We start from the raw sequence: 14211 nt of genomic DNA, 5'->3' as shown, positions 1-14211 counted from the left end.
ATGGACCTGGTACTCGACCTGCTCTCGACCATCTCCCGCTGGAGCCGTAGCAACCTTTCGGAAATCTCGCTGGCGCTGGTCGGCTGCCTGCTGGTGCTGTTCGGCACCGATATCAAAAGCTGGGTCGAAGGACGCCTCGGCGGCCTGGCCGGGGCTTTGCGGGTGCCGTTCATGGCCCTGCTGGTGCTGATCGGCAGCGGCGCTGCGCTGATCTATGCCACCCCATGGGTGGTGAAGGGACTGGGCCAGTTCAACAACTATGCGCTGGCGCCGGTGTTGCTGGTGGTGCTGGTGTTGATCGGCGTGGTGGCTGATCGGCGGGGGTGATGCTTATCGGGCCTTCGCGAGCAAGCTCGCTCCTACAAGAGCGCGTATACCGTAGGAGCGAGTTTGTCGGAGCGCCAAACCGTCTCGAAGGACCGCAAAGCGGTCCCGTTCGTCAATCAGCCAGCTTTTCGTACTTCAGATCCCAAACCCCATGCCCCAGCCGCTCGCCGCGGCGTTCGAACTTGGTGATCGGGCGTTCTTCAGGACGCGGCACATAGGTGCCGTCCGCCGCCTGGTTGCGATAACCCGGGGCGACGTTCATGACTTCCAGCATGTATTCGGCATACGGTTCCCAGTCGGTCGCCATATGGAATACACCGCCCACCTTCAGCTTGCGACGCACCAGCTCGGCGAACTCCGGCTGGACGATGCGGCGCTTGTGGTGACGGCTCTTGTGCCACGGATCCGGGAAGAACAGCATCAGGCGATCAAGGCTGCCATCGGCGACGCACTTGTTCAGCACTTCGATGGCATCGCAGTCGTACACCCGCAGGTTTTTCAGGCCCTGGGTGATTACGCCGTTGAGCAGTGCGCCGACACCCGGACGGTGCACTTCAACACCGATGAAGTCCTGGTCCGGCGCGGCGGCGGCCATCTCCAGCAGGGAGTGACCCATGCCGAAACCGATTTCCAGGGTGCGTGGCGCCGACCGACCGAACACCTGGTCGTAGTCGACCGGGCTATCAGCCAGTTGCAGGATGTACAGCGGGCCGCCCTGGTCCAGGCCGCGTTGCTGGCCTTCGGTCATGCGCCCGGCGCGCATCACGAAACTCTTGATACGGCGGTGTTGGCGCTCTTCGCCTTCGGCGGCGATCGGCGATTCTTGCGATTCAGTCATCAGAGGCTCTTACTTGATCAGGCCATCCAGCGGCGACGAGGCGCTGGCATAGAGTTTTTTCGGCATGCGGCCGGCCAGGTAGGCGAGGCGACCGGCGACGATGGCGTGTTTCATGGCTTCGGCCATCACGATCGGCTGCTGCGCGTGGGCGATCGCCGAGTTCATCAGCACCGCCTCGCACCCCAGTTCCATGGCGATGGTGGCGTCGGAAGCGGTACCGACACCGGCGTCCACCAGCACGGGCACCTTGGCTTCTTCGAGGATGATCTGCAGGTTGTACGGGTTGCAGATCCCAAGACCGGTGCCGATCAGTCCGGCCAGCGGCATGACTGCGATGCAGCCGATTTCGGCCAGTTGGCGGGCGATGATCGGGTCATCACTGGTGTAGACCATCACGTCGAAACCGTCCTTGACCAGGACTTCGGCGGCCTTGAGGGTTTCGATCACGTTGGGGAACAGGGTCTTCTGGTCAGCCAGGACTTCCAGCTTGACCAGGTTGTGGCCGTCCAGCAGTTCACGCGCCAGGCGGCAGGTGCGCACGGCTTCGACCGCGTCGTAGCAACCGGCGGTGTTCGGCAGGATGGTGTAGCGGTCTGGCGGCAGTACATCGAGCAGGTTCGGCTCGCCCGGGTTCTGGCCGATGTTGGTCCGGCGCACGGCGACGGTGACGATCTCGGCGCCCGAGGCCTCGATGGCCAGGCGGGTTTCTTCCATGTCACGGTACTTGCCGGTGCCAACCAGCAGGCGCGACTGGAAGGTACGACCGGCCAGGGTGAAGGGCTTGTCGCTACGAACGTTGCTCATCGGTAATCCTCTTGAAGGTTGAGGGACTTGCAGGTGAAGCGCGGGGGCCTAGCCGCCGCCGATGGCGTGGACAACTTCCACCTGGTCGCCTTCGCTCAACGCGGTGCTGTCGTGCTGGCTGCGCGGCACGATGTCCAGGTTCAGTTCGACCGCCACCCGACGCCCAACCAGGTCAAGCCGGCTCAGCAGGGCCGCGACGCTCTCGCCGTCGGGCAATTCGAAGGGTTCACCGTTCAGTTGAATGCGCATGCGCACGGCCGCCATTATTTTTAGGGGCCCGCATTCTAGCGCCGATCCGCGCCCGAACCCAAGGCCGGGCGACACCATTCGTCACGATTTTCGACCCGCGAGTCAGTTCATCCGCCAGGCCGCCACACCCAGGCATAACCAGCCGGCGAGGAAGGCGGTTCCGCCCAATGGCGTGATGATACCGAGCTTGCTGATACCGCTCAGGGTCAGCAGGTACAGACTGCCAGAGAACAGCAGGATGCCGAGGGCGAACAGACCGCCGGCCCAGTTCACCAGCCGTCCGGGCAGGTGCACGCTGAGCACCGCGACGCCGATCAGCGCCAGCGCGTGAACCAGTTGATAGGTGACGCCGGTGTGGAAGATCGCCAGGTATTCAGGGGTCAGCCGGCCCTTGAGTCCGTGGGCGGCAAAGGCGCCGAGGGCCACGCCGGTAAAGCCGAAGAACGCCGCAAGCATCAGGAAGCTACGAAGCATGGAACAACTCCTTGGGGTGCACAGGGCCTGTATAATGGCCCGCTCATCCGCCCCGGCCAAGCCATCACCATGCTGTCATCCGTAATTCGACGCCTTGCTCGTGCCCTGCTCTGGTTCGCCGGTGGCAGCGTAGTGCTGGTGCTGATCTTCCGCTGGGTACCGCCGCCAGGCACGGCGTTGATGGTCGAGCGCAAGATCGAGTCCTGGTTCGACGGCCAGCCCATCGATTTGCAGCGCGACTGGGAACCCTGGGAACGGATCTCCGATGAGCTGAAAGTGGCGGTCATCGCCGGCGAAGACCAGAAATTCGCCAGCCATTGGGGCTTCGACTTCACGGCCATCCAGGCGGCGCTGGCGCATAACGAGCGCGGCGGCAGTGTCCGCGGGGCCAGCACCCTCAGCCAGCAGGGGGCCCAGAACCAGTTTCTCTGGTCGGGCCGAAGCTGGGTGCGCAAGGGGCTGGAAGCCTGGTTTACCGCGCTGATCGAATTGCTCTGGTCGAAGGAGCGGATTCTTGAGGTGTATCTCAATAGTGCGGAATGGGATGACGGCGTATTTGGTGCCCAGGCCGCCGCCCGCCATCACTTCGGCGTCGACGCCAGCCGGCTGTCGCGCCAGCAGGCCAGCCTGCTCGCCGCCGTACTGCCCAACCCGCGCAACTGGAGTGCCAGCCGGCCAAGTAGCTATGTAGCGCGGCGAGCCGGGTGGATTCGGCAGCAAATGGGGCAGTTGGGTAGCGACAGTTATCTGGAGCAGTTGCAGGGGCGGTGATTCAGGCCCTACAGCCAATAAAAAAGCCCGACCTTTCGAGTCGGGCTTTCTATTTCTGACACCTGGAAAATCAGGCTGCGATCAGGGCTTTCACCTTGTTCATCGCGTTCTTTTCCAGTTGGCGGATACGCTCCGCCGAAACACTGTATTTGGCCGCCAGGTCATGCAGCGTGGCCTTTTCCTCGGCCAGCCAGCGCTGATAAAGGATGTCGCGACTACGGTCGTCCAGGCCCTGCAATGCTTCGTGCAGGTTGTTCGAAGAGCTGTCGCTCCAGTCGGCATCTTCCAGTTGGCGAGCCGGGTCGTAGCGGTGGTCTTCCAGGTAGTTGGCTGGCGACTGGAAGGCGCTGTCGTCATCGGCTTCGGCAGCCGGGTCGAAGGCCATGTCCTGGCCGGTCAGGCGACTTTCCATCTCGCGGACTTCCCGCGGCTCCACACCCAGGCTTTCGGCGACGCGATGCACTTCGTCGTTGTTCAGCCAGGCCAGACGTTTCTTCTGGCTGCGCAGGTTGAAGAACAGCTTGCGCTGCGCCTTGGTGGTCGCAACCTTGACGATCCGCCAGTTGCGCAGGATGAACTCGTGGATCTCGGCCTTGATCCAGTGCACCGCGAAGGACACCAGACGCACGCCCATTTCCGGGTTGAAGCGTTTGACTGCTTTCATCAGGCCGACGTTGCCTTCCTGGATCAGGTCGGCCTGGGCCAGCCCGTAGCCGGAATAGCTGCGGGCGATGTGTACAACGAAGCGCAGGTGCGCGAGCACCATTTGCCGAGCAGACTCAAGATTTTGCTCATAGTAGAGACTCTCGGCCAGTTCACGCTCCTGCTCGGCAGTCAGCAGTGGAATGCTGTTCACCGTATGTACGTAGGCCTCCAGGTTCGCACCCGGGACCAAGGCGTAGGCAGGTTGCAACGAAGTGGTCATACGAAAAAACCTCCGACTCACTAAACTCGTGCCCATGGGCACTGCCAACATTGACCGGAAACCGCTAAACAAGTTCCCTGAAAACCAAAAGAGTCAATACCAGCAAAAAGACACTATCGTGGTGCCAGCTCACTCAGATGTCGGGCCACCGCGATCCATGCACCGATATACCCTAACAGTACCGCACCAAGCAAGAGCGACAGACCATCGGCAGACGGCACGCCGGCCAGGGCGAAATCACTGCCATACAGCCCTGACAGGTCGACCACCGCGTCATTCAGCCAGTTCAACCCGAATGCCAGCACGCCCCAGGACAGAATCCCCGCGCCCAGACCGTACAGCGCACCCATATAAAGGAAGGGACGACGCACATAGCTGTCGGTTCCACCGACCAGCTTGATGACTTCGATTTCCGTCCGGCGGTTCTCGATATGCAGCCGGATGGTGTTGCCGATCACCAGCAGCAGCGCGGAGACCAGCAAGACGGTAAGGCCAAAGACGAAGCGGTCACCCAGCTTGAGGATCGCCGCCAGCCGTTCGACCCAGACCAGATCGAGCTGCGCCAGCTCAACCCGCGGCAGCTCCGACAAACGCTGACGCAGGGCTTCAAGGGTCGCTTTATCGACTTCCGCCGGGGTCACCACCACCACGCCGGGCAGCGGGTTCTCCGGCAGTTCACGCAGCGCTTCGCCGAGACCGGACTGCTGCTGGAACTCGTTGAGCGCCTGTTCGCGGCTCACGTACTCGGCATCGGCCACGCCCGGCAGGGTCTTGATCTGCTCGCGCAGGGCCTCGCCGTCGCGGGCGCTGGCGTCCAGCTTCAGGTACAGGGAAATCTGCGCGGCGCGCTGCCAGGAGCCGCCAAGCCGTTCGATATTGCTCAGGATCAGCGACAGGCCCATCGGCAGGCTGAGTGCCACCGCCATGACCAGGCAGGTGAAGAAGCTGCCCATCGGCTGCTTGCCCAGGCGTCGCAGGCTGTCCACCAGGCTGGCGCGATGACTTTCCAGCCAGGCGTGCAGCAGGGTGCGGAAATCCGGGCCGTCGTCATCGTCGTGGCCCTTCTTCTTTTTATCCGATTGCGTGTCGGCCGGTTTCGGCGCTACGCGCTCGGATACTTTTGGACTGCGTGTCGCACTCATTGCCCGGCCTCCCCATCGCCGATCAGGCGGCCGCGCTGCAGCGTCAGCATGCGATGGCGCATACGCGCGATCAGTGCCAGGTCGTGGCTGGCGATCAGCACGCTGGTGCCCAGGCGGTTGATATCTTCGAAAACACCCATGATCTCCGCGGCAAGGCGCGGGTCGAGGTTACCGGTAGGTTCGTCTGCCAGCAGCAGTGCCGGGCGGTGAACGATGGCGCGGGCGATGCCGACGCGCTGTTGCTGGCCGGTGGACAGGTCGCCGGGGAACAGCGCGGACTTGTCGGAAAGCGCCACCCGCTCCAATGCCGAGTCGACCCGCTTGGCGATCTCGACCTTGGACAGGCCGAGGATCTGCAACGGCAGGGCGACGTTATTGAAGACGGTACGGTCGAACAGCAACTGATGGTTCTGGAACACCACGCCAATCTGGCGGCGCAGGAACGGGATCTGCGCATTGGTGATCTGGCCCAGATCCTGGCCGGCCAGCAGCAACTTGCCGCTGGTCGGACGCTCCATGGCCAGCAGCAGGCGCAACAGGGTGCTCTTGCCGGCACCGGAGTGACCGGTCACGAACAGAAATTCGCCCCGCCGTACCCGAAAACTCAACTCATGCAGGCCAACGTGACCATTCGGATAACGCTTGGCGACCTGTTCGAATCGAATCATGGATGCTCCCGCTCGGCAAACAGTGCTTTAACGAAGGATTCTGCTTCGAACGCGCGCAGATCGTCGATGCCTTCACCTACGCCAATATAGCGAATGGGCAGACCGAACTGCTTGGCCAGGGCGAAAATCACCCCGCCCTTGGCGGTGCCGTCCAGCTTGGTCAGGGCCAGGCCGGTCAGTTCAACGCTCTGGTTGAAGTGCTTGGCCTGGTTGATGGCGTTCTGGCCAGTGCCGGCGTCGAGCACCAGCAACACTTCGTGTGGCGCATCGGCGTCGAGCTTGCCGATCACCCGGCGAACCTTCTTCAGCTCTTCCATCAGGTTGTCTTTGGTGTGCAGGCGACCGGCGGTGTCGGCGATCAGCACATCGACACCACGGGCCTTGGCGGCCTGCACGGCATCGAAGATGACCGAGGCCGAGTCGGCGCCGGTGTGCTGGGCGATGACCGGGATGTTGTTGCGCTCACCCCAGACCTGCAACTGCTCCACCGCCGCGGCGCGGAAGGTGTCGCCGGCGGCCAGGATGACTTTCTTGCCTTCGAGCTGGAGCTTCTTGGCCAGTTTGCCGATGGTGGTGGTCTTGCCGGCGCCGTTGACGCCGACCACCAGGATGACAAACGGTTTGTTCTGCGACTGAATGCGCAGCGGTTGCTCCACCGGCTTGAGCAGCCCGGCCAGCTCGTCCTGCAGCGATTTGTACAGCGCGTCGGCGTCCGCCAGTTGCTTGCGGGCGACTTTCTGGGTGAGGTTCTGCACGATCAGCGACGTGGCCTCGACACCGACGTCAGCGGTCAGCAGACGGGTTTCGATTTCATCGAGCAGATCGTCGTCGATGGCTTTCTTGCCGAGGAACAGGCTGGCCATGCCCTCGCCGATGCTGGCGCTGGTCTTCGACAGGCCTTGCTTGAGGCGGGAGAAGAAGCCGGTCTTGGCTTCTTCTACAGGCGCGCGGGCTGGCGCAGGCTCGACAACCGCTTCGACCACCGGAGTCGGGACTGGAACGGGAGCAGGAGCCGCAGCGACAACCACCGGAGCAGGCTCGACGATCGGCGCGACAGGCTCGGGAGCAGGTGCGACCTGAACCGGCTCGGGTTGCGGGATTGGCGCGGGCTGCCGCTCGGGCTCGGGCTCGACAGGCACAACATCAACCGGCCGCTCGGGAATGACCGGTGGCTGGTGAGGTTCGAGGTCAGGCACCAGCGCGACCGGCTCTTCCGGCACCGGCAGCACCAGGCTGGACGGTGCGGCGAGCGGCGCTTCAGGCGCAACCGGAGCCAGCACTTCAGGGGCGATGGCCGGCGCCGCGCTGACCTGAGGCTCCGGCACTACGGCGGGAGCGGGCTCGGGAGCGATCGGGGCGGGGCTTTCAGGCTGTTCGACAACAGGTTGCTGGGGCTTCTTGCGCAGCCAGCCGAACAGGCCTTTCTTTTCGCCGGGCGCAGCCGGCGTTTTCTTGTCGTCGTTGGAACCAAACATGGAAGACGGCTATCTCAGGGTGGCGATGCGCCTGCTTGGCGCGTCAGAATTCTTTTAACGCAGAAGAGACTCTTTTAAATCCGGCTCGTTCGTGCGCGTCGTCTATTTTGTCGGGGGGCCTTTGCGGCGACATCCTCGACAGGCATGGTCGCCAGGCAACCGGATCAGTATCCTAGCACCTCCTAGCCCGCCGACGCTAAGGCCATGCGGGCAGCCCAACAGGTTGAACTACGAATGAATGCTCTAGCCCGCCGTGCCGCTGGCCTGCTGCTCAGCACGATTTGCCTGCCCCTCGCGGCCTTCGCCGCCGACCCGCAACCCACCCACGAATTCATCCTCGACAACGGCCTGAAAGTCGTCGTGCGCGAAGACCATCGCGCCCCGGTGGTGGTTTCGCAGGTCTGGTACAAGGTCGGCTCCAGCTACGAGACCCCGGGCCAGACCGGCCTGTCCCACGCTCTTGAGCACATGATGTTCAAAGGTAGCGAGAAGGTTGGCCCCGGCGAGGGCTCGCGCATCCTGCGCGACCTCGGCGCCGAGGAAAACGCCTTCACCAGCGACGATTACACCGCCTATTACCAGGTCCTGGCCCGTGACCGCCTGAACGTCGCCCTGGAACTGGAAGCCGACCGCATGGCCAGCCTGCGCCTGCCGGCCGACGAGTTCAGCCGCGAAATCGAGGTCATCAAGGAAGAGCGCCGCCTGCGCACCGACGACAACCCTGGCTCCAAGGCATTCGAGCTGTTCAAGGCGATGGCCTACCCGGCCAGCGGCTACCACACGCCGACCATCGGCTGGATGGCCGACCTGCAACGCATGAAGGTCGAAGAGCTGCGTCACTGGTACGAATCCTGGTACGCGCCGAACAACGCCACCCTGGTGGTGGTCGGCGACATCACCGTCGATGAAGTGCGCAAGCTGGCCGACCGCTGGTTCGCCGGCATCCCGAAACGTACCCTGCCGCCGACCAAGCTGCCGCTGGAACTGGCTGAACCCGGCCAACGCCAGTTGACCGTGCATGTGCGCACGCAACTGCCGAGCCTGATCTACGGCTTCAACGTGCCAGGCCTCGCCACCGCGAAGAATCCCCGCGAAGTGCATGCCCTGCGCCTGATTTCGGCCCTGCTCGACGGCGGCTACAGCGCCCGCATGGCCAGCCGCCTGGAGCGCGGCCAGGAACTGGTGGCCGGTGCATCGACCCGCTACGACCCGTTCACCCGTGGCGACAGCCTGTTCGTGCTCTCGGCCACGCCGAACACGCAGAAGAAGAAGACCCTCGCCCAGGTCGAAACCGGTATCTGGCAGTTGCTTGACGAACTGAAGACCACTCCGCCAAGCGCCGAAGAGCTGGAGCGCGTGCGCGCCCAGGTGATCGCAGGCCTTGTCTACGACCGCGACTCCATCAGCAGCCAGGCCACCACCATCGGCCAACTGGAGACGGTCGGCCTGTCCTGGAAACTGATCGACAACGAGCTGGACGAGTTGAAAAGCGTGACTCCCGCGGACATCCAGAACGCCGCGCGCACCTACTTCACCCGCGAGCGCCTGAGCATCGCCCATGTACTGCCCGAGGAGCGCGCCCAATGAGCCAGCAGACCCTGCCCCGCTTCAACCTCAAGGGCCTCGGCATTCTCGCGCTGGCCGTAGCCCTGGCCGCGCCCGCCTACGCCGACAGCACCCCGGCCTCCGCCGCCAAGCCGACCAACACCCTGCAGTCGCTGGCCGAGCTGGATGGCAAGGCACCGAGCCACCGCGCCCTGAACATCCAGACCTGGAACACCGCCGAAGGCGCCCGGGTGCTGTTTGTCGAAGCCCACGAATTGCCGATGTTCGACCTGCGCCTGACCTTCGCCGCCGGCAGCAGCCATGACGGTGCGAGGCCCGGCATCGCCTCGCTGACCAACGCCATGCTCAACGAAGGCGTGGCCGGCAAGGACGTCAGCGCCATCGCCCAGGGCTTCGAAGGCCTGGGCGCCGACTTCGGCAACGGCGCCTACCGCGACATGGCGGTAGCCTCGCTGCGCAGCCTGAGCGCTGCCGACAAGCGCGAGCCGGCGTTGAAGCTGTTCGCCGAAGTGGTGGGCAAGCCGACGTTCCCGAAAGACGCCCTGGCCCGGATCAAGAACCAGATCCTCGCCGGCTTCGAATACCAGAAACAGAACCCCGGCAAGCTTGCCAGCCAGGAACTGTTCGAGCGTCTGTACGGCCAGCACCCTTACGGCCACCCGAGCGACGGCACCGCCAAGACCATTCCGCCGATCACCCTGGAACAACTGCGCGCCTTCCATGCCAAGGCCTACACCGCTGGCAACACGGTGATCGCCCTGGTCGGCGACCTCAGCCGCGCCGACGCCGAGGCCATCGCCTCGCAAGTGTCCGCCGCGTTGCCGAAAGGCCCGGCGCTGGCCAAGGTCGAAGCGCCCGCCGAGCCCAAAGCCGGCGCGACGCACATCGACTTCCCGTCCAAGCAGACACACCTGCTGCTGGCGCAACTGGGCATCGACCGTAACGACCCGGACTACGCCGCCCTCTCGCTGGGTAACCAGATCCTTGGCGGCGGCTCGTTCGGCACCCGTCTGATGAGCGAAGTGCGCGAGAAGCGCGGGCTGACCTACGGCGTCTACTCCACCTTCGTGCCGATGCAGGCGCAAGGGCCGTTCATGATCAACCTGCAGACCCGCGCGGAACTCAGCGAAGGCACTCTCAAGCTGGTGCAGGACCTCCTCAGCGATTACCTGAAGACCGGCCCGACCCAGCAGGAACTGGACGACGCCAAGCGTGAACTGGCCGGCAGCTTCCCGCTGTCCAATGCCAGCAACGCGAGCATCGTCGGCCAACTGGGCGCCATCGGCTTCTATAATCTGCCGCTGACCTACCTTGAAGACTACATGCGCCAGTCCCAGGAACTGACCGTGGAACAGGTTCGCGACGCGCTGAACCGCCACCTGTCGGCCGACAAACTGGTGATCGTCACCGCCGGACCCAAGGTGCCGCAGCAGCCGCTGCCACCACCCCTCGATAAACCCGCCGAGCAGCCGCTTGGCGTACCGGAGCATTAATGGCCAGTCCATCCAAGCCGCAAACGGGCCCAGGCCAGTTGCGCATCATCGCCGGCGAATGGCGCAGCCGTCGCCTGAGCTTCCCCAGTGCCCCCGGCCTGCGCCCGACGCCGGACCGGGTGCGGGAAACCGTATTCAACTGGCTCGCCGCGCACATCGAAGGCGCCAAGGTGCTGGATGCCTTCACCGGCAGCGGCGCCTTGTACCTGGAAGCCCTGTCCCGCGGGGCCGGCGACTCCGTGGCGCTGGACAGCAACTCCGCGGCCATCGCCAGCCTGCGGCAGAACCTCGAACTGCTGCGCTGCCCGCGTGGCCAGGTGTTCCAGAGCGATGCCCAGCGCTACCTGCAGGGCGAACCGAAACTGGCCTTCGACGTGGTGTTCCTTGACCCGCCGTTCCACCAGGACCTGCTGCCGAGCACCTGCGCCCTGCTCGAAGAGCGCGGCTGGCTGGCCGATCGCGCCTGGATCTACACCGAGAGCGAGATCTCGCCTTCGTCGCTGAACCTGCCGGGCAACTGGCGCCTGCACCGCGAGAAAAAAGCCGGTCAGGTGCACTACGCGCTGTGGGAGCGCGGCTGATCTGAGCCAAAACCGCCTGCGAGACCTAAGTACCGCAGGCGGTTTTTCCGGTCACGGACACTACTCCGCCCATCACCCGCGGAGCTTCCCACCATGCGATCCCCCCACCGTCGGCATTGCCTTGCCGGTGCTCTACTCGCTGCCCTTTCTTCAGCGGCCGCCGCAAATCCCCCGCCACCGCCACTCCAGCAGTTCACCCTCGACAACGGCCTGCGGGTTTACCTGCGTGAGGACCACCGGGCGCCTCTGGCGGTCTCCCAGCTCTGGTACCACGTCGGCTCCAGCTATGAGCCACCCGGACAGTCCGGCCTTTCCCACGCCCTCGAACACCTGATGTTCGAAGGCAGCAGCAAAATCGCCCCCGGACAGTACTCCCGGATCCTGTCCCGCCTCGGCGCCGAAGAAAACGCCTTCACCCTCGATGACGCCACCGTGTTCCACCAGACCTTGCCCGTCAGCCGGCTGGAAGTCGCCCTGGAGGCCATGGCCGATGCCATGGGCAGTGCGCGGCTCGGTGAGGCGGAGTTCGACCGTGAAATCGCCGTGGTCATGGCCGAGCGTCTTACCCACCATGACGACGACCCTTTCGTGCTGACCCGAGAACGCTCTCAGGCAGTGGCGTACAGCCAAAGCAGCTATCGCACCCCGACGATCGGCTACCGGCATGACCTCGAACGCATGACCGTGAACGATCTGCGCAATTGGCACCAAGCCTGGTTCCACCCAAACAACGCCACGCTGGTGATCGTCGGCGACATCACCTTGAGTCAGCTCCGGCCACTGGTCGAGCGGCAGTTCGCCGCACTGCGCAAAGCCGAACTGCCCGCCAGCCGGGTACCCAGAGAGCTTGATCCTCCGGGGGAGCGACGGCTGAAGGTGACCTTGCCGGGGCTAAACGAAGGCGTGAGCATGCGCTTCAATACGCCCAGCCTCGCGACCGCCGAATCCCCTGCCCCTGCCTATGCCCTGAGCCTGCTCCCGCACCTGCTCACCGAAGGTGTCAGCTCGCGCCTGACGCGCAAACTGGCGCGCGAGGAAGAACTGCTGACGTATATCAGCTCCGATTACTCGGCCTACCAGCGAGGCGACTCGCTGTTCTCCCTCCACGCCTTCCCCAACGCGGAGAAGCAGATCAGCCTGCGCCAGGCGGAGGATGCGATCTGGAACCTGATCGAGGACCTCCGACAGTCCCCTCCCAGCGCGCAGGAACTGCAACGCGCCAAGGCCCGCCTCACCTCCAGCATAGTGTTCGAGCGCGATTCGATGGATCGACAGGCCGACGCCATCGGCATCTTTTCCGCCAGCGGCCTCGACCCGACCCTGCTCGACACGGAAATCCGCGAGGTTCAGAAGGTCTCGGCGCTACAGATACAGGGCGTGGTTCGCGACTACCTGACCCGTGAGCGCCTGACCGTGACCTACATGCACGACAAGGAGCGCACGCATGAGTGACCTGAACAGAGCCCTGCGAATGGGCGCCGGCCTGCTGTGCGCCTGGGCATATGCGGCCCTCGCCACTGCGCAACAGAATGATGGTTTTGGCGGACTGACCTCGGTGCCGGGGCCGGACAGGCAGCAAACTGACATCCGCGTTCCCGAGGTGCAGTCCTGGAACACCGAAGCGGGCAGCCGCGTGCTGTTCGTGCCGGCCCGCGAACTGCCGATGATCGACCTCGAGATACGTATCGCGGCGGGCAGCGCGGCCGACGCCGACAAGCCGGGGCTGGCGGCACTGACGCTGTACATGCTCGATGAAGATACCCGGGACAGAAGCGCCTACGCACTGGCCGAGCGGCTCGACAGCCTGGGGGTCAAGTTCTCGAAGTCGATCCATCGGGACTACGTGAAGTTGTCGTTGCGCAGCCTCAGCGCGCCCGAACAGCGGGACGCGGCGGTTGATCTGTTGATCGAAATGCTCGCCCGCCCGGCCCTCAAGGACGCGCAACTGCAGCTCATGAAGTCGCAATGGCTGGCGATCGAGGAACGGCGGCGGAACATACCTGCCGCGATGCTGAAGAACGGGTTGTACCGTCACCTGTTCGCCGGTCACCCCTATGCCGAGCCGTCCCATGGCCTAGCGGAGACGGTCAAGGCGTTGACCGTCCGGGAGCTGGAAAACTTCCACGCCAGCCATTACGTTGCCCGCAACCTCAGCCTGTCCATCGTCGGCGATCTCAGCCAGGCCGATGCCCAGGCCATCGCGCAGAAGATCAGCCAAGCCCTGCCGACAGGCACCGCCCAGCCTCGACTGCCGGTTCCGGCCCTGGCCGAGCCGGAAATCCTCCACCTCGAACGCCCAGGCTCGGCGACCACCGTGATGCTGGCCTTTGCGCTGACGGTGCGCCGAAACGACCCCGATTACCTTCCGCTGCTGCTCGCCAGCGAGATTCTGGGCGGCGGCATCAGTTCCCGCCTGATGCAAGAACTGCGTGTCGCGCGGGGCCTGAGCTATGGCATCAGGGCCAATCTGATCGCCCTGGACTCAGCCGGCATGCTGGGGATCGAGTGGGATGTTGCGGCCGGCCACAACGATGCCTCCCAGGACCTGGTGCTGGAAACCGTGAAAACACTGATCAGCCAGGGGCCGACTCAGGAGGAACTGGACGAAGCCCAGCAGCAACTGGCCGTGCACACGCTGAAACAGGTGTCACAGAACGGATCGCTGGCGGAACTGCTGACCCAGTTCAACGGTGACCGGGCAGCACTCGACCAGTATTTCGCCAACCTCCAACACGCACCGGCCCTGACGCCCGCTGACATCAAGGCGGCGCTCCAGCGTCACCTGGACCCGGAGCGTGCCGTGTTCATCAGCATCGGCCCGGACGAAAAGCAAACCGACCTGCCGCCTCGCTATCCGTCCGAAGCCCCACTCGCCGCGGTACAGCGTTACTGATTTGT

General features: G+C 64.3%; 15 protein-coding genes. 7 read left to right on the top strand and 8 right to left on the bottom strand.

Features of this window, described 5'->3' with window-relative positions; translation table 11 throughout:
- Complete coding sequence (locus tag HWV67_RS21550) at positions 1–327, top strand: DUF3392 family protein (RefSeq protein ID WP_095156343.1); 327 nt, start codon at positions 1–3, stop codon at positions 325–327.
- Between the two features lie 112 nt (positions 328–439).
- Here the strand turns inward: HWV67_RS21550 and trmB are convergent, their stop codons facing one another.
- The 4 genes from trmB to HWV67_RS21530 all read right to left on the bottom strand — a co-directional run bounded on the left by trmB (position 440) and on the right by HWV67_RS21530 (position 2692).
- Positions 440–1165 (bottom strand): tRNA (guanosine(46)-N7)-methyltransferase TrmB, encoded by a 726-nt coding sequence (gene trmB / locus HWV67_RS21545; protein ID WP_175652694.1) that lies wholly within the window; start codon positions 1163–1165, stop codon positions 440–442.
- A 9-nt stretch (positions 1166–1174) separates the two neighbouring features.
- Positions 1175–1969: a thiazole synthase gene (locus HWV67_RS21540; protein WP_175652693.1), complete on the bottom strand. Its 795-nt coding sequence runs from the start codon at positions 1967–1969 to the stop codon at positions 1175–1177.
- A 48-nt stretch (positions 1970–2017) separates the two neighbouring features.
- The gene (gene thiS / locus HWV67_RS21535; protein WP_095156493.1) at positions 2018–2218 is read right to left on the bottom strand and encodes a sulfur carrier protein ThiS; all 201 of its coding nucleotides are present in this window, start codon (positions 2216–2218) and stop codon (positions 2018–2020) included.
- 102 nt (positions 2219–2320) lie between these two features.
- Positions 2321–2692: a DUF423 domain-containing protein gene (locus HWV67_RS21530; RefSeq protein ID WP_175652692.1), complete on the bottom strand. Its 372-nt coding sequence runs from the start codon at positions 2690–2692 to the stop codon at positions 2321–2323.
- A gap of 69 nt (positions 2693–2761) precedes the next feature.
- Here HWV67_RS21530 and mtgA point away from each other — a divergent pair, with 69 nt between their 5' ends.
- Positions 2762–3463, top strand: a complete 702-nt coding sequence (mtgA, locus tag HWV67_RS21525; protein ID WP_175652691.1) for a monofunctional biosynthetic peptidoglycan transglycosylase — start codon at positions 2762–2764, stop codon at positions 3461–3463.
- Between the two features lie 70 nt (positions 3464–3533).
- Here the strand turns inward: mtgA and rpoH are convergent, their stop codons facing one another.
- The 4 genes from rpoH to ftsY form a co-directional block, all read right to left on the bottom strand.
- Positions 3534–4388, bottom strand: coding sequence for an RNA polymerase sigma factor RpoH (gene rpoH / locus HWV67_RS21520; RefSeq protein ID WP_095156347.1), 855 nt, complete (start codon positions 4386–4388; stop codon positions 3534–3536).
- Between the two features lie 113 nt (positions 4389–4501).
- Positions 4502–5530 carry a permease-like cell division protein FtsX gene (gene ftsX / locus HWV67_RS21515; RefSeq protein WP_175652690.1) on the bottom strand — a complete coding sequence of 343 codons (1029 nt, stop codon included), beginning with the start codon at positions 5528–5530 and terminating at the stop codon, positions 4502–4504.
- Positions 5527–6198 carry a cell division ATP-binding protein FtsE gene (gene ftsE, locus HWV67_RS21510; protein ID WP_095156349.1) on the bottom strand — a complete coding sequence of 224 codons (672 nt, stop codon included), beginning with the start codon at positions 6196–6198 and terminating at the stop codon, positions 5527–5529. Before ftsE ends, ftsX begins: the two co-directional genes overlap by 4 nt.
- The gene (ftsY, locus tag HWV67_RS21505; RefSeq protein WP_175652689.1) at positions 6195–7673 is read right to left on the bottom strand and encodes a signal recognition particle-docking protein FtsY; all 1479 of its coding nucleotides are present in this window, start codon (positions 7671–7673) and stop codon (positions 6195–6197) included. Before ftsY ends, ftsE begins: the two co-directional genes overlap by 4 nt.
- Before the next feature lie 234 nt (positions 7674–7907).
- On the opposite strand from ftsY, the gene HWV67_RS21500 reads away from it, so the two are divergent.
- From HWV67_RS21500 to HWV67_RS21480, 5 genes are all read left to right on the top strand, one after another.
- Positions 7908–9260, top strand: coding sequence for a M16 family metallopeptidase (locus HWV67_RS21500; protein ID WP_175652688.1), 1353 nt, complete (start codon positions 7908–7910; stop codon positions 9258–9260).
- The gene (locus tag HWV67_RS21495; RefSeq protein WP_175652687.1) at positions 9257–10732 is read left to right on the top strand and encodes a M16 family metallopeptidase; all 1476 of its coding nucleotides are present in this window, start codon (positions 9257–9259) and stop codon (positions 10730–10732) included. Before HWV67_RS21500 ends, HWV67_RS21495 begins: the two co-directional genes overlap by 4 nt.
- On the top strand, positions 10732–11313 hold the full coding sequence (rsmD, locus tag HWV67_RS21490; protein ID WP_175652686.1) for a 16S rRNA (guanine(966)-N(2))-methyltransferase RsmD: 582 nt from the start codon (positions 10732–10734) through the stop codon (positions 11311–11313). Before HWV67_RS21495 ends, rsmD begins: the two co-directional genes overlap by 1 nt.
- A 93-nt stretch (positions 11314–11406) precedes the next feature.
- The gene (locus HWV67_RS21485; protein ID WP_175652685.1) at positions 11407–12765 is read left to right on the top strand and encodes a M16 family metallopeptidase; all 1359 of its coding nucleotides are present in this window, start codon (positions 11407–11409) and stop codon (positions 12763–12765) included.
- The gene (locus HWV67_RS21480) at positions 12758–14206 is read left to right on the top strand and encodes a M16 family metallopeptidase (protein ID WP_175652684.1); all 1449 of its coding nucleotides are present in this window, start codon (positions 12758–12760) and stop codon (positions 14204–14206) included. The genes HWV67_RS21485 and HWV67_RS21480 overlap by 8 nt, the downstream gene beginning before the upstream one ends.
- Positions 14207–14211 lie beyond the last annotated feature (5 nt).

It is taken from the genome of Pseudomonas sp. Marseille-P9899, assembly GCF_903166565.1.
Taxonomy (GTDB): Bacteria; Pseudomonadota; Gammaproteobacteria; order Pseudomonadales; family Pseudomonadaceae; genus Aquipseudomonas; species Aquipseudomonas huaxiensis.
The sequence above is the reverse complement of the archived record's forward strand: the minus strand, read 5'-3'. Positions and strand labels throughout refer to the sequence as shown.